The following is a 14,562-nucleotide window of genomic DNA, read 5'->3' as shown; positions in this document are numbered from 1 at the left end:
CGAGCACATCATCCGCGCGTGATCACCGCACAGGCCAGGCGCGCCCCCGAATTGCCGGTGGGTTGCGTGGTGTAGTCGTCCGGGTCCTTGTGCACGATCAGGCCACGACCCACCACGCTGTTGGGGCCCTGGTCCAATGCGAGGCCGCGCGACACGAAGTCGATGCTTGCCATGCCTTGCGCATCGGATCGCAGGCTGGGCAGGTCGCCCGTGTGATGGGCCGCGGAATCGAATCGGCCATGGGCCTGGCCTGTGGGGTTGAAGTGGCCGCCAGCGCTCAGGCCGTCGGGGCTGGAGCAATCGCCTTTTTCATGGACGTGAAAGCCGTGCTCGCTGTTCGGCGCCAGCCCCTGGACGGAGCCTTGCACGCGCACGCTGCCATCGGCCTGTGCCGTGAACTGCAGGCTGCCGCTGACCTTGCTGCCTTGCGTGGGCTGCAGCTGGGCCATGGCCACATTGCGGGAGGCGGGCGCTGTCGCGACGGCTGCCGGGGTCGCGGCGGAGGCTGCGGCAGGAGGCTTGGGCTGGCTGCCACAGGCGCCCAGGGCCAGCACCATGCCGGCAGCCATCAACAGCTTCACGGCGGTGGACGGGGGGGAGGGCTGCGAAGTGGCGGCGTGGCTGGATTGGGAAGCGTTCAAAGGCATGGCGGCAATCTCCTGGTTGGAATGGGAACTGAAAAAGTCACGGGGCGCACGGCGCGCAGCCGCCATCATGCAGCGTGCGATACGGCGGCCATGTCGGAGAGCACAGCGTTCTGCGGCCGTGCGCGGCGATGGCGTCAAACGGAGCCTTGCCGCGCGCCTGCGTCGGGCTGGCCTGCGTAGCTGAGCAGGCGCTGGAGCGCGCGGTCCCGGATGCCCAGGCGCTTGAGCTCATCGAAGGTTGCGCGCGCATAGTCATGCGTGCTGCCGTAGATGCCCTTGGCCTCGCTGAAGATGCGGCGATAGTCCTCGGGCGCCAGCTCGCCTGTGTGATTGGGGCTTTGCCGGGACAGCGTGAACGCCAGCGCCTGGACCGTGCCCTGGCCGGTGCGGCAGGGCAGCCAGCGGGGGTCGTAGACTGCATTGGCCATCTCGCGCTGCCACAGCTTTCTCATGACGTCATGGCCGTGGTGCCGGGGAATGCGGAACACCATGCCCTGGCAGCTGCCGCCGGACAGCATGCCAAAGACCAGACCAGGGTTCTGGGGCGTGCCGCGGTTGATGGTGCTCCACATCTTCAGCGCCCGGTGCCAGCCAAAGACACGCGCCGTGCGGCGTTCGCAGAAATCGAAATCCGGCCGCCAGATCAGCGAGCCGTAGCCAAAGATCCAGAGGTCATCGCTCCCGCCCCATCGGTGCAGCGCCTCGTCCAGCATGGGCTGTGACTCTCGGCGGGCGAATGAAAATTCTGGCAGGGCGGACATGGGCGCGACAGCATGAAAGAACAATGACGTTTTAACGCCTGGACGCCCAAACGGTGCACAAGCGCGTGCTTTGCCCTTGCAGCGCTGGTCTTCTGTCTCCGCCGCACCACAGTTTTTGCCGGCCGTCACTGCGGGGTTTGGGCGTGGCGCGGGGCCCTAGACGGTGGCCCTCTACAATCCACCGGTTTTTCGCAGTCTTTCTGGTTTTCATCCAACAGCTCATTCACGGAGAGTGCTTCATGTCCTTCAGTCATTCCGACGACGACAGCCAACAACGTTTTGCCCTGGGTTTCCTGTTCGCGCTGATTGCGCTCGTCGTCTCCACGGTCGTTGGCGTCGTCGTCTACCAGCGCGGCATTGCGCATGGCCCGGCGAAGATGGCAGGCGGCGCTTCCCCTGTGGCAGCAATGGTGCCCGTGGTCGTGGAGGAAGATGTGGCCCGCGTCGTTGTCGAAAACGGCGTGGTCAAGTTCTACTTCGCATCGGCCAAGGCCGAGCTGGCCGTGGGCGCCAATGAAGCGCTGGCCGACGTGGTCGCCGGTGTGAAGGGCGGCAAGCGCGCCGTGATCTCGGGCTACCACGACGCCACGGGCAGCGCCGAACTCAACGCCGAACTGGCCAAGAAGCGCGCCCTGGCAGTCCAGGCCGCCCTGTCCGCTCTGGGCGTGGCTGAGGAAAAGGTCGAACTCAAGAGGCCCGAGCAGCTGCAGGCTGACGGCAGCAACGCCGAAGCCCGCCGCGTGGAAGTGATCCTGGTGGACTGAGCCTCAGCCTTGCCGCTGTAAACGGCCAAAAAGAAAAGGCCCGGAGCGTCAATCGCTCCGGGCCTTTTCTTTTGATGGCTGCGTGGATCAGGAATTGCGCAGCGGGTCGAACTTCGCGTCACCGTCAGGCTGGGTCCCGGCGTGGGCTCGCGAATTCTCTTGTATGAGTTCGATCTTGTAGCCGTCCGGATCCGTCACAAAGGCAATCACCGTGGTGCCGCCCTTGACGGGGCCTGCCTCGCGCGTCACGTTGCCGCCGGACGCCTTGATCTTCTCGCAGGCGGCATACGCGTCCGGCACGCCAATGGCGATGTGGCCATAGGCCGAGCCCATGTCATAGGCCTCGGTGCCCCAGTTGTAGGTCAGCTCGATCTCGGCTTGGGCCGGGTTGCCGCCCTCGAAGCCCAGGAAGGCCAGGGAGTATTTGTACTCCGGGTTCTCGGAGGTTCGCAGCAGCTGCATGCCAAGAACCTGTGTGTAGAAATCGATGGAGCGCTGGAAGTTGCCAACGCGCAGCATGGTGTGGAGGATTCGCATCCCTCGATTGTGCCGGGATTCCGCCATCTCTTCAGCCGCCCGCCAAGCGCCGCATTGATCTCCTCCCGCGCAGGTCTGGCGCCTTCCCGCAGATCGGGCGCTTCAGCTCCCGACGGCATCTGGCCTGAATCCATTCAACCATTGCTTCAACTGTCTGTTGAATTCTAGGAGTGAACCCTAGGACTGGTACCCGATTTTTCGGCAATAAATCTTGCAAATCAGACAAATCTTAGATTTTTGGATTGAAAAATCAGACAAATCCAATTAAATCCTAGTAGCCGGCTGCCTAGAATAGGAATGTTCTTCGTGCGAATTATTTTAATTTTTTGAGTCATGAAAAATTTCGTCTTGCGGATATTAATTGCCGATGACCATCCGGCAGTTCTGGCAGGCATAGAAAGTGTTTTGGAGGATAAGCATGAAATAGAGATTGTAGGTCGAGCGAAAAACTCCACGGAAATCATAAGCTTTCTGAAGAAAAATGAATGTGATGTTCTGGTAACTGATTACTCCATGCCCGGTGGAACCTACGGTGATGGTCTGGTGATGCTGAATGTCATTCGTAAAAGATTTCCAAGTGTCAAGATCGTCATGCTGACAATGATCGAGAATATTGGAATCATCAAATCTCTTACCAACCAAGGAATCTACAGAATTGTCCATAAAACGGATTCTTTGGGAAGTCTGCTGCCCGCCATCTACGCTGCATACACGGATGGTCAATTCATATCTCCCAGTGCGAGCAAGCTGCTGGGAGGAGAATGGCTGGGCGCGGTTCGTACATCGATAGAACTCTCAAAACGGGAAGAAGAGGTTCTGCTTCTTTTCATCTCTGGCATGACGGTGTCCGAGATAGCAAAAAAGCTCTATCGCAGTATCAAGACGGTCAGCACGCACAAGGTGGCTGTCATGAACAAGCTGGGTATACGCAAGGACATTGATCTCATTCGCTATGGAATTGAGATGGGCTGGATTGACGTAAGAAAATAGGTGCAGAAATGCATCGTCATTGCCGCAGACGATCCGACCAAGCTCCATGCCATCCGCAGCTTTCTTGCAAAGATTTCTTTTATTACATGAGGAGATCCACAGCCTGATCGATGGTTGTATCTTGATGCCCAGATGGAAATATATAAAAAAGAGGCTGGAGAAAAGGAAGAGCTCCACCTTCTGACCAAATACAACAAGACACTGCTTTTTGGCGGTGGCTTGGTTTTCTCTCTTCTTATCATTGTTTTGGCAATGCTTGCGGCCCTGTTCGAGCTCAATGACTTCATGGAGGAAAGAAGAGCAGTATTCCAGAGCAAGAGAACCCGGGTTTTGGTGGAAATAGAAACAAAGCAAGTGATTATGATGCGAGGAATCATTGCATCAGAGTTGCTTTGGGGGCAGACGCACACATCTCATCCCGGTGTCTTTGCCGGGACAGATGCTGTGATGGCAGGGGTGAGCCCTGTAGTATTGCTTGAGAATAAGATCAACAAGAATGTACACAAGCACTACAGAGATATGTTGGGAGAGCTGGCATATTTGGCAAATTCCAGCTTTCTTCAAAATGGAAGAGCAATATCTGCCTATGTCTTCAGTCCGGACAGATCGTTCATAGGCGTCCTTGTGCCGCAGGTGCCAAACGAGCATGAGCGAAAAGACATGCTCTTGAAACTCAGGGAACAGATTTCGACTTTGCCTGAGGATAACGGCACCATCATTCCGTCCGTCCAGCTGCGTCATCCCATATGGCTGCCTCCGAGTAAAAGCATTCTGACCGGGGAGATGTCATTTCAGATTGTTGTCTCGGCTTTCCAAGATGGAAAGCCATTTCTCACGGTGGTGAGCGACATGCCGACTCAATATATTGAGAGCCTTATGCAGCAGGGTGAAGGCAGGAACTCCTTGTTTATTATTGATTCTCAAGGCAACGTTGCGTTGGGTGGGGGGGAGATCGGCGATGCAATAGGGGATTTTTTTGATATCGAGGCGTCGAAATTTCACGGAGGACTGATAAGTAGATATATTTTGAGCAAATATGGTGCCGTCTATAGAAATGGCCATTTTTATTACTATTCAAGGATATCAAATACGAACATGATACTTCTCCAGGTGTTTTCCTGGAAAGATGCTGTGTATTTAAATGGGAAGTCTCTTGTATATTTGCTGTTTTCATTGATATTCATCATTTTTTTCTGGTGCTTTTTGATATATTTTTATGATAGGGTTTTTATTCCAATATATGGGAAAGCCAAGAATGTGTTCGACACGGAACATCTGAGCCGCACCATCATTGCCATGGCGCCTTATGGACTTGGTCTTCTTGATTTCAAGGAAAAGAAGATGCTGTTGGAAAACAGCATGATGTACAAGTACAAAGAAAGCATGGTGTTGGATGATAAGTCTGCTGGTGAGCGTTTGATTGAATATTTTCTCAGATTCTACGGTGAGAAATATCTGAGTGGAAAAAAGACTGAATATTTGCCGGTAGTCAGCGAAGTCGTGATCTCTTACAACGGAACAGTTGCAGAGCTTTCAGTGATCATGGTGAAGGCCAAATATCAGGGGAGGCATGTCCTGCTGTGTGGATTTGCCGATATCACTGCGCACAAGCAGGTGCAAAGAAATCTGGAAGATGCCAAAAAGGCCGCAGAAGATGCGAACCAGGAAAAATCTTCTTTTCTTGCTGCCATGAGCCACGAGATACGCACGCCACTGAATGCAATATTGGGCAATCTGGAAATACTGGGAAGAAGCTCCATGTCAGCAGAGCAGCAAACCAGGCTCACCACCATATCATCTTCATCCCATTCTCTTTTGACGCTGCTGAATGATGTCCTTGACTTCTCGAAGATCGAGTCTGGTCAGATGAGTGTGGAATTGGCCAGCTTTGATCTCAAGTCTGTGATCCGGCAGGTGGCTGCCATTTACAAACCGCTGGCTGCGGAACTAGGTATAGGATTTTCCTTGATCATTGACCATTCGCTGAGGGAAGGATATATAGGAGATGGCGAAAGAATAAAGCAAATCCTCAACAATCTTCTCAGCAACTCCTTGAAATTCACCAAGGCTGGCAAGATTGACGTATTTGCATCAGACAGGGCCGGTGAGCTCAAGATCAAAGTGTCAGATACCGGGATAGGCATCCATCCCTCACAGCATCCCTTCATCTTTGATGCATTCAAGCAGGCAGGCTCGGATATAGCGGCGGAATTTGGTGGTACGGGGCTGGGCCTGACGCTGTGTCAGCGTATGGCACATCTCATGGGCGGGGAAATCCGGTTCTTCAGCGTGCCGGGAAAGGGCAGCATTTTCGAATTGACCTTGCCCGCATGCCACGCCCAGCCTGTTCCTGCTTCCCTGGGGTGGGACCATGGCGATGTCATGCTTGCAGACGATGAAAGCGCAGGTTATTGCGCAAGGATTCTCATCGTCGATGATCACCCGGTCAACAGGCTGCTGCTTCTGGATCAGCTGAAAATCCTCGGCTTCGAGGCGGAATCTGCAGAAGGCGGGGAATCCGCATTGCGAATGATGTCGCGGAATATCTATGACCTGGTTCTTACGGACCTGCAAATGCCCGGCATGAGCGGTTATGCACTTGCTCAGCGCATCAAGCAGAATTATCCGGGAATTCCTGTGGGCGCAATAACGGCACATGCAGGCAAGCAGGAAAAATTCAAATGTGCAAAATTTGGCATCGTAGATATTCTTGTCAAGCCGGCCTCCTTGAAAAACATCAAGGAATTCATTGGAAAAAATATAGGAAAGTCTGGCAAGGGTGTCGCTGAAGCTGCGGAAGTTCCGGGCAGCAGATTGCCTTATCGTGATGTATTGATTTCAGCAACAGAAAGCTCATTGGCTGCGTTGAGAAAGCATTTGCTGCAAGGTGATCTGATGGCTGTGCACCGTGAAATTCATGCCATGAAAGGGTCATTTGCGGTGGCTGGCCTGAAGGATAGAGTGGAAGATATGGACCGATTGTCATCTCTTGTCAATATGCGGCACCTCCGTGCAGTGGACGATGCCCTGACTGACCTGCTGGAGAACCTGAAAGATATCTGATGAGCCATGGTGCAATGATGCTGCACTGAAACGATTGTGTTTATTCCGTTGATGGTGCCAAATCATGTTTTCCAATATGAATCATAGAAAAGATTTGAATATATCCGTACTGCTGGCTGATGATCATCCTGGAATCATCTCAGGCATCCGGCATGAACTGTCTTCCGAGCTGGAAATTCTTTTGAAAGCCAGCGTTTCAAATTCAACCGATCTGGTGAAAAAGTTGGATGAAGGTGGCTTTGACGTGCTTGTGTCGGATTACTCCATGCCTACGGGTCAATACGGAGATGGCTTGAATCTTTTTGGCTATATATCCAGAAGATTCCCGAACCTGGGTTTGGTGGTTCTGACCATGCTGGACAATTCGGCCATTCTTCAGGCGCTGGGCAAGGTGTCGAACATCAGCATCGTGAGCAAGGCGGACCCGGTGCTGCATCTGGTTCCAGCCATTCATGCGGCCTATACAGGAGGCACCTACTTCTCCCCCGCCATTTCCGAGCGACTGGAAAAAATGAATGCGGGTGTCATGGGAGGCGAAGGAAAATCACCGGGGGTGCTCAGTCCCAAGGAATCTGAGGTGGTAAGGCTTTATGCGGCCGGTTTGCGTATCGACGAGATCGCGGCCAAGCTGAACAGAAGCAAGAAAACCATCAGTACCCAGAAAGTCAAGGCCATGCACAAGCTTGGAATTGAACGAGACATTGATCTGATGAAGTATGCCCTTGAGTGCGGATGGGTGACCTCATCGAGATCTCAATGATGACCGGCTCTTTATCTGCCGTTCAAGGTCCGGATTTCTTCCAGGAGCTGGTCAAGCTGCAGTTCCAGCGCCAGCAGCGAATGCGCATGGTGCATCAGCCCATCATGGTTGATGCCGTTTTCCAGGCCGGCACAGCGTATTGACAGCTCAGTCAGGTCAAAAAATCGCAGTGAACCGGAGAGATTGTGCAGCTCTCTTTGCACATCCTTGCGATTCTTGCTGGATTTGATGATCGCCAGCGACGAACGTGCAGACTCCAGAAAGGCCGTTCTGATGGGGGCCGGGATCTGTTGAAAATGGGCGACGTCATCGGTCGACGAAATGCGGCCGCTGTTGGCAGGCCGGGGCTGAACGGCCAGTTGCAGTGCATCAAAGAGGCCCTGCAGCGAACGCCAGGAGACTTCGATGATGCGGGCGTTGATCACCTTGGGTTGCAGGGGGTGATCAGCCTCGCATTCGATGATGCTTGCAGCTCCTGCCACCAGGCGGTTTTCATCCTTGGGATTCCAGGACGTTTTCGGTCCGCAAAGCACAACAACCTGGAACTTCTGGAGGCGATCCTGGCGAATGGCCGTGGGATGGTGGCAGGCCGTGGTCGCCAGGCCCCAACTTTTGAGGTGCGGGAGCAGATGGGCGTGCAGTTCATCGGAGGACGAGATGAACAAAACCTGCTCGCCTGAAAATGACAAAGCGGAGGAGGGGGGCTCTTCTGTGGTGGTTATCGATTCGGCGGCAGTCGAGATCTTTTCAGAACGGTATGGTGTGGGTGCACTGTCCAAGGTGGATGTCTGTTTTTTCATGGGTGGCCGAGCATCTGGAGCCGGCATCTGCAGTCAGTCACTCGCTGGACGCTTCAGATCCGGCTGGAAGATTGGACCACGGCATCCATGCATGGTGCATGTTTAAGGACATGTCCATAGAGCATTCTTGTTTCACCTGCGCGGCGTCTGGCCTTGGAAGCCCAAGCCCGGGCATTCAGGTGTGGCAGCAAGTGCCGCCAGAATGAAAAAAGCCTGCAGAGAACTGCAGGCTGTTTTCATGGAGGCGTTTATCCAGGCTTCAGATGGCGAACTGGGCGCGATCCTTGTCCTTGATCCAGGCGGGGGGCTTGCCACGGCCGGTCCAGGTGTCACCGGTTTCGGGATTGCGGAACTTGGGGGCCACGGTGGAGGGGGCGCGGCGTGCCGTGAAGATGTCGTCGGCAGTCAGGCCGTAATCCTGAACCAGACCGCGAATCTTGGCGATCACATCACTGACTTCTTGCTTGCGTGCTGTCTGGATCTGGGCCTCGAGTGCCTCGCGCTGTGCCAGAAGTTCTTTGTATGTGGTGTTCACGGTAGTTTGCCTTTCATGGATTGAAGCGCGAATATTAACGGTTTTTTAAGAACAAGTTTGCATGCTTTCGATCATTTTCTCCTATGACTGCCATTGGCCGTCCTGACCGTGTTCAAAATGACCGGTCAACGCCAGGTAAAGGCCATGTAAAGAGCTGGCAGTTATGGGGCGCTGTATGTTCCGGAGCCCTTCAAAATCCTGTATGCCCTCGCTTTCAGGTTTGAAGCGCGGTGGTTCACAGGAGTGAGTGACCGGCTGCGAAGGAGTTTGGGCTTATTGAAGGGGATGTGAAAGGCGATGCCGTGATCAAACTGCACCGCACATTGGAAGTTCTTGAAGTCCAGTCTGTACGCTGCTTGCCAACGGTTTTTTGCGTGGGGTTGGGGGAGGGTGGCGAGCGGACTGCAAGCGAAATATGAGGGTGTTGGTGGTGCCGTGACATCCCTCGCAAAAGACACGCGTTCTTGCCTACAAAACTGTTTATTCATACAGTATGATGCAGCCATGAGCATCGATCAGATCGCCTTCGCACTCCCCGCAGTCCTTGCCGTCTGGCTGTCGCAGTCCCGTTCCGTTGCCCTGCGGCGGTGGGCCTGCCTTCTCGGCCTGGGATGCATGCCTTACTGGATATATGTGGCCCTGTTGGCCGGGCAGTGGGGCATGTTGGCCTTGGCAGGCGCCTTTGCGCTGGGCTGGCTCAAGGGGCTTTGGGTGCATTGGCTGGCACCTCGTCGGCGTGAGGCCGTGGGCTCGGGCCTGGGCACCATCCAGATCACGCCGGGCACCCGTTGACGGCTGGGCCGCTGGGCCGCGCCTTGTGTTCATCGATGCTGCAGGCGGGCGCGTGTTTTGCGGGTGCTGTGCATGGCGTGCTCGGGAATTTCAAGCGTTCTCACTGGAATTTGATGCAGATAAAAGCCGAGTATTTTGCTTGGTTGGTGCGATGGCCGTGCCGATGCGCCGGCTGCCACGGTGGCCTGCTGTCTTTATGCCCAGCCGTGCATGGCTGCAAGACTGGGCCGGGGCTGTGATGCAAGGATTTCTGCCCTTTGTGCACTGTGGTGGTGCACATCTTTCGGGGCTTGGTGCAGGTTTCCGGATCGGCTGGTAGCGCTGTGTTTTTTCGGATATTTCCGATCTGTATGGTGAGTTATGTGAGCAAAAAGCCACGGAGTTTGCGGGTCTGTGCAGGTCCTTGGATGGACGCTGGCTGGCAGTGATGGGCAAGTCCGAGGCATAGAATCGTTTGCATACAACAGGCAGTCATCTATCAGAGTTGCCTCTAAAAACCACGTGAAAACAGCCCACCCCGTTGGCGGTGGGCTTTCTTTTTCGGGCTTGGCCGCGGCGAGCCCGTCGCCTGATTTTTCAGTGCGCACCTATGGTTTGCACCTGTTGTCAACCACAAGGTTTGCACACAATGAAATTCACTCTCAACCAACAAGAGGTCGAGATCCAGGGCGTGAGCCCTGAGACGCCGCTGCTTTATGTGCTGCGCAACGACATGCAGCTCAACGGTCCCAAGTTCGGCTGCGGCCTGGGCGAATGCGGCGCATGCGCCGTGCTGATCGACGGCAAGGTGGCCCGCTCCTGCTCCGTTCCCGTGAGCGTGGTCCAGGGCATGAAGGTCACGACGCTGGAAGGCCTGTCCCAGGATGCGACCCAGGCCGAGCACGCCCGCGTGGCGCGTGACTGGGAAGCAGCCCATCCGGCCGCCGTGCCGGGCATGCCTGCCGGCAAGCCCGCAGCCGATGCACAGGGCAAGGCCGTCTACCGACTGCACCCTGTGCAGCAGGCTTTCATTGACGAGCAGGCTGCCCAGTGCGGCTACTGCACCAACGGCATGGTCATGGCCCTGGTGGCCTTGTTCGACCACAAGCCCACGGCCACCGACGAGGAAGTCACCCAGGCCCTGTCCGGCCACCTGTGCCGCTGCGGCACGCACGTGGAAATCATGCGTGCGGCTGCTCGCGCCCGCGTGCTGATCGCCCAGGGAGGTGCAGCATGAGTGCATCCAACCCTCTTCAACTGACGCGCCGCAACCTGCTCAAGCTGGGCGGCATGGTCATGGTCAGCTCGGTCGCGGCCGCTGGCCTGGTGGCTGAAAGCACGGGTACGGCGCCCGCCGTGGCCGGCGCCTTCCCCATTCCCCCCATCGACCGGGTGAGCAGCTTCATCGCCATTGGCGCGGACGGCAGCGTCACGGCCTACCACGGCCACGTGGACCTGGGCACGGGCATCCGTACCTCGCTGGCGCAACTGGTGGCCGATGAGCTCGATGTGGAGTTCGAGCGCATCACCATGGTGCTGGGCCACACGGGCCGCACGCCCAACCAGGGCCCGACCATTGCCAGCAACACCATCCAGGTGGATGCCATCCCCATGCGCAAGGCCGCCGCGCAGGTGCGCCAGCTGCTGCTGGGCCTGGCTGCCGAGAAGCTGCAGCAGCCCGTGTCTGCACTGACCACGTCCAAGGGCGCGGTGGTGGCCAAGGGCGGGCGACGCATCGGCTACGGCGAACTGGCCCAGGGCCAGGACCTGAACATTGCGCTGGACAAGGAAGTGCCGCTGCGCACCGGCGGCTTCAACTACATCGGCAAGTCCGTGCCGCGCGTGGACATTCCGGCCAAGGTGCTGGGCGCGCTGGCCTATGTGCACGATGTGCGCGTGCCCGGCATGCTGCACGGCCGCGTGGTGCGCCCGCCCTATGGCGGTGCCGATGCGTCGGCGCCGCTGGGCAGCAGCCTGATTTCGGTGAACGAGCAGTCGGTCGCTCATCTGCCGGGCATCGTCAAGGTGGTGGTGCAGGGCGATTTCGTGGGCATCGTGGCCGAGCGCGAAGAGCAGGCCATTGCCGCCATGCGCCAGCTGGAGGTGAAGTGGAAGGACTGGGCCGGCGTGCCCGACCTGTCGCTGAACGCCATGCACGACACCCTGGTCAAGCACGAGAAGACCGACCGCATGCTGCGCGAGGACGCGGGCATTGACGAGGCCTTCTCGGGCGCCAAGAAGGTGATCGAGGCCGACTACGTCTGGCCCTACCACCTGCATGCCTCCATCGGCCCGTCCTGCGCCGTGGCCGAGGTGTCCGCCAGCCAGATCCAGGTCTGGACCGGATCGCAGAACCCGCACGACGTGCGCAAGGACATCGCCACGCTGACCGGCATGGCGGCCGACCAGATCAATGTGACGCGCCTGGAAGCCTCGGGCTGCTACGGCCGCAATTGCGCGGACGATGTGGCATCCGACGCCGTGCTGCTGTCGCAGGCCGTGGGCCGCCCGGTGCGCGTGCAGCTGATGCGCGAGCAGGAAGCCGCCTGGGAGCCCAAGGGCACGGGCCAGCTGATCCGCGTGCGCGGCGGCCTGGACGAGAACCATGCCGTGCTGGGCTACGAACTCAAGACCTGCTACCCGTCCAACGACGCGGCGGCCCTGGCCCTGATCCTGACGGGCAAGGTGCCCAACAAGCCCAAGGTGCTGCAGATGGGCGACCGTACGGCCATCCCGCAGTACGAGTACCCCAAGATGCGCGTGGTCTCGCAGGATGCGGCGCCCATCGTGCGCGCTTCGTGGATGCGCGGCGTCTCGGCCCTGCCCAACGTCTTTGCCCATGAATGCTGGATTGATGAATGCGCCTACCTGGCCGGTGAAGACCCGCTGGCCTACCGCCTGCGCTACCTGAAGGACCCGCGCGCCGTGGCGCTGACGCACGCTGCGCACAAGCAGGCCGGCTGGCAGGATGGCCCGGCCCACCGCAACCCCGCGCCGGCCGACCAGCGCCTGGTCAAGGGCCGCGGCTTTGCCTATGCCCGCTACTACCACAGCAAGTTCCCTGGCTACGGCGCGGCCTGGGCCACCTGGATCTGCGACGTGACCGTGGACCGCGAGACCGGCGTGATCAAGGTGGACAAGGTCTTCGTGGCCCATGACTGCGGCGAGATGGTCAACCCGGCCGGCGTGCGCCACCAGGTGCACGGCAACATCATCCAGTCCACCAGCCGCGTGCTCAAGGAGTACGTGACCTTCGACAACAAGGGCGTGACCTCGCTGGACTGGGGCGGCTACCCCATCCTGCGCTTTGACGAGCTGCCCGAGATCGACGTGCAACTGGTCGAGCGCCCGGGCGAAGACCCCATGGGCGCGGGCGAATCCGCCTCCGTGCCCAGCGCCGCCGCTGTCTCCAACGCCGTGTTCGACGCCACCGGCGTGCGCCTGCGCGAAGTGCCGTTCACCCCGGCACGCGTGCTGGCCGCACTCAAGGCACAGGCTGCCGATGCAGCCCCGGCCGACAAGGCACAGAACTGAGAGCGGAGGACCGGAACATGCACACACTCAAGAAAATCACCCTCGGCGTGGTCGGCCTGGCCGCCGTGGCCGGCGCCGCCTTCTGGCTGGCCACGGGCCGCAGCGAAATCGCGCCCCTGCAGCAGATCCCGGTGCAGGAATTCAGCCAGCAGCAGATCGACCAGGGGCGCCGCCTGGCGCACATGGGCGACTGCGCTGTCTGCCACACGGCACCGGGCGGCCAGCGCAACGCAGGCGGCCTGGCCATGCCCAGCCCCTTCGGCACCATCTACTCGACCAACATCACGCCCGATGCCGAAACCGGCATCGGCCGCTGGTCGTACGAGGCCTTCGAGCGCGCCATGCGCCATGGCGTGGACCGCGAGGGCAACTACCTGTACCCCGCCTTCCCGTACACCGCGTTCACCCGCGTGACCGATGAGGACATGAAGGCGCTGTACGCCTTCCTGATGACCGAGCCGGCTGTCTCCAACGAGGCACCCAAGACCGCGCTGAACTTCCCGTTCAACGTGCGCCGTGGGCTGGCTCTGTGGAATGCGCTGTACCTGGAGCCGGGCGAGCAGCCCGCGCCCGCCAACCAGTCGGGCGAGTGGATTCGCGGCGCCTACCTGGTCGAAGGCCTGGGCCACTGCGCCGCCTGCCACTCGCCGCGCAACCAGTTCGGCGCCGAGAAAAAGGGTGCCGACCACCTGGCCGGCGCCTTCATCGACGGCTGGGATGCGCCCGCGCTCAACGACAAGGCCGTGGCTCCGCTGCCCTGGACGCGAGAAGACCTGGTCCGCTACATGCAGACCGGCTTCTCGGAGCGCCACGGCGTGGCCGCCGGCCCCATGGCGCCCGTGATCGAAGGCCTGTCCCACCAGTCGACCGAGGACATCAACGCCATGGCCACCTACCTGATGTCGTACCGCAAGCCCGTGGCAGACGCCGCTGGCGCAGGGGACGCCCAGGCGCTGGTGAAGGAAAAGACCGAGGTTGCCAAGCTGCCGGTCGACGCCCAGGGCTATCGCCTGTACCAGGGCGCCTGCATGGCCTGCCACCGCGCCGACCCCAGCGGCGTGCTGGCCGGCAGCAGCTTCGGCGTGCGTCCCCAGCTGTCGCTGAACACCAATCTGTACAGCGACTCGCCGACCAACGCCATCCATGTGGTGCTCAACGGCATCACGCAACCGGCGCGCCCGCAGCTGGGCACCATGCCCGCCTTCCGCCACAACCTCAGCGACGATCAGATCGCCACGCTGCTCAACACCATGCGCAGCCAGTACGGCCTGCAGCCCTGGGCCGGCCTGAGCGACAAGGTCAAGGCCCTGCGCGAGGAAACACGCCCCGGCAAGGTGGCGGCGCACTGAGCCTGCGCTGCGTCATCTGCGCAGCCTGTGCGCTGCGCTAGGATGGCAAGG

Annotated in this window: 13 protein-coding genes; 8 read left to right on the top strand and 5 right to left on the bottom strand. The window is 58.7% G+C overall.

Going from position 1 to position 14,562, the window contains the following annotated elements:
* Positions 1–8: 8 nt before the first annotated feature.
* Together ACM14_RS14985 and ACM14_RS14980 are read right to left on the bottom strand one after the other, a co-directional pair.
* The gene (locus ACM14_RS14985; RefSeq protein WP_065346591.1) at positions 9–647 is read right to left on the bottom strand and encodes a superoxide dismutase family protein; all 639 of its coding nucleotides are present in this window, start codon (positions 645–647) and stop codon (positions 9–11) included.
* A 134-nt stretch (positions 648–781) separates the two neighbouring features.
* On the bottom strand, positions 782–1,408 hold the full coding sequence (locus ACM14_RS14980) for a gamma-glutamylcyclotransferase (RefSeq protein ID WP_013802273.1): 627 nt from the start codon (positions 1,406–1,408) through the stop codon (positions 782–784).
* Positions 1,409–1,647: 239 nt separating this feature from the next.
* Between ACM14_RS14980 and ACM14_RS14975 the strand changes: the two genes are divergently transcribed.
* Positions 1,648–2,172, top strand: coding sequence for an OmpA family protein (locus ACM14_RS14975; protein WP_065346566.1), 525 nt, complete (start codon positions 1,648–1,650; stop codon positions 2,170–2,172).
* A gap of 87 nt (positions 2,173–2,259) precedes the next feature.
* On the opposite strand, the gene gloA is transcribed toward ACM14_RS14975, so the two are convergent.
* Entirely contained in the window at positions 2,260–2,709 is a 450-nt protein-coding gene (gene gloA / locus ACM14_RS14970; RefSeq protein ID WP_043796127.1) for a lactoylglutathione lyase, read from the bottom strand.
* A 333-nt stretch (positions 2,710–3,042) separates the two neighbouring features.
* On the opposite strand from gloA, the gene ACM14_RS14965 reads away from it, so the two are divergent.
* The 3 genes from ACM14_RS14965 (at position 3,043) to ACM14_RS14955 (ending at position 7,522) form a co-directional block, all read left to right on the top strand.
* Positions 3,043–3,699 carry a response regulator transcription factor gene (locus tag ACM14_RS14965; protein ID WP_013802276.1) on the top strand — a complete coding sequence of 219 codons (657 nt, stop codon included), beginning with the start codon at positions 3,043–3,045 and terminating at the stop codon, positions 3,697–3,699.
* A 114-nt stretch (positions 3,700–3,813) separates the two neighbouring features.
* Positions 3,814–6,762 carry an ATP-binding protein gene (locus ACM14_RS14960; protein WP_254662063.1) on the top strand — a complete coding sequence of 983 codons (2,949 nt, stop codon included), beginning with the start codon at positions 3,814–3,816 and terminating at the stop codon, positions 6,760–6,762.
* 64 nt (positions 6,763–6,826) lie between these two features.
* On the top strand, positions 6,827–7,522 hold the full coding sequence (locus ACM14_RS14955; RefSeq protein WP_081816131.1) for a response regulator: 696 nt from the start codon (positions 6,827–6,829) through the stop codon (positions 7,520–7,522).
* 11 nt (positions 7,523–7,533) lie between these two features.
* On the opposite strand, the gene ACM14_RS14950 is transcribed toward ACM14_RS14955, so the two are convergent.
* Positions 7,534–8,322, bottom strand: a complete 789-nt coding sequence (locus tag ACM14_RS14950; RefSeq protein ID WP_254662062.1) for an Hpt domain-containing protein — start codon at positions 8,320–8,322, stop codon at positions 7,534–7,536.
* Positions 8,323–8,581: 259 nt separating this feature from the next.
* On the bottom strand, positions 8,582–8,857 hold the full coding sequence (locus tag ACM14_RS14945; RefSeq protein WP_013802280.1) for an H-NS family nucleoid-associated regulatory protein: 276 nt from the start codon (positions 8,855–8,857) through the stop codon (positions 8,582–8,584).
* A gap of 504 nt (positions 8,858–9,361) precedes the next feature.
* On the opposite strand from ACM14_RS14945, the gene ACM14_RS14940 reads away from it, so the two are divergent.
* From ACM14_RS14940 to ACM14_RS14925, 4 genes are all read left to right on the top strand, one after another.
* A complete protein-coding gene (locus tag ACM14_RS14940; protein WP_043782035.1) occupies positions 9,362–9,649 on the top strand; it encodes a hypothetical protein in 288 nt (95 codons plus the stop codon).
* A gap of 628 nt (positions 9,650–10,277) precedes the next feature.
* Positions 10,278–10,865, top strand: coding sequence for a (2Fe-2S)-binding protein (locus ACM14_RS14935; protein ID WP_013802282.1), 588 nt, complete (start codon positions 10,278–10,280; stop codon positions 10,863–10,865).
* Positions 10,862–13,162, top strand: a complete 2,301-nt coding sequence (locus ACM14_RS14930; RefSeq protein WP_065346565.1) for a molybdopterin cofactor-binding domain-containing protein — start codon at positions 10,862–10,864, stop codon at positions 13,160–13,162. The genes ACM14_RS14935 and ACM14_RS14930 overlap by 4 nt, the downstream gene beginning before the upstream one ends.
* Positions 13,163–13,179: 17 nt before the next feature.
* Positions 13,180–14,511: a cytochrome c gene (locus ACM14_RS14925; RefSeq protein ID WP_065346564.1), complete on the top strand. Its 1,332-nt coding sequence runs from the start codon at positions 13,180–13,182 to the stop codon at positions 14,509–14,511.
* Positions 14,512–14,562 lie beyond the last annotated feature (51 nt).

The sequence above is a fragment of the Delftia sp. JD2 genome (genome assembly GCF_001682645.1).
GTDB classification, from domain to species: domain Bacteria; phylum Pseudomonadota; class Gammaproteobacteria; order Burkholderiales; family Burkholderiaceae_C; genus Comamonas; species Comamonas acidovorans.
This window is presented reverse-complemented; position numbering and strand designations above follow the sequence as displayed.

What these genes read in the sequence shown, in the direction of transcription:
- ACM14_RS14975 (WP_065346566.1), top strand. Translation starts at nt 1,648, where the DNA reads ATGTCCTTCAGTCATTCCGACGACGACAGCCAACAACGTTTTGCCCTG.
- ACM14_RS14985 (WP_065346591.1), bottom strand. Translation starts at nt 647, where the DNA reads ATGCCTTTGAACGCTTCCCAATCCAGCCACGCCGCCACTTCGCAGCCC.
- ACM14_RS14940 (WP_043782035.1), top strand. Translation starts at nt 9,362, where the DNA reads ATGAGCATCGATCAGATCGCCTTCGCACTCCCCGCAGTCCTTGCCGTC.
- gloA (WP_043796127.1), bottom strand. Translation starts at nt 2,709, where the DNA reads ATGCGAATCCTCCACACCATGCTGCGCGTTGGCAACTTCCAGCGCTCC.
- ACM14_RS14950 (WP_254662062.1), bottom strand. Translation starts at nt 8,322, where the DNA reads ATGAAAAAACAGACATCCACCTTGGACAGTGCACCCACACCATACCGT.
- ACM14_RS14935 (WP_013802282.1), top strand. Translation starts at nt 10,278, where the DNA reads ATGAAATTCACTCTCAACCAACAAGAGGTCGAGATCCAGGGCGTGAGC.
- ACM14_RS14965 (WP_013802276.1), top strand. Translation starts at nt 3,043, where the DNA reads ATGAAAAATTTCGTCTTGCGGATATTAATTGCCGATGACCATCCGGCA.
- ACM14_RS14955 (WP_081816131.1), top strand. Translation starts at nt 6,827, where the DNA reads ATGTTTTCCAATATGAATCATAGAAAAGATTTGAATATATCCGTACTG.
- ACM14_RS14930 (WP_065346565.1), top strand. Translation starts at nt 10,862, where the DNA reads ATGAGTGCATCCAACCCTCTTCAACTGACGCGCCGCAACCTGCTCAAG.
- ACM14_RS14980 (WP_013802273.1), bottom strand. Translation starts at nt 1,408, where the DNA reads ATGTCCGCCCTGCCAGAATTTTCATTCGCCCGCCGAGAGTCACAGCCC.
- ACM14_RS14925 (WP_065346564.1), top strand. Translation starts at nt 13,180, where the DNA reads ATGCACACACTCAAGAAAATCACCCTCGGCGTGGTCGGCCTGGCCGCC.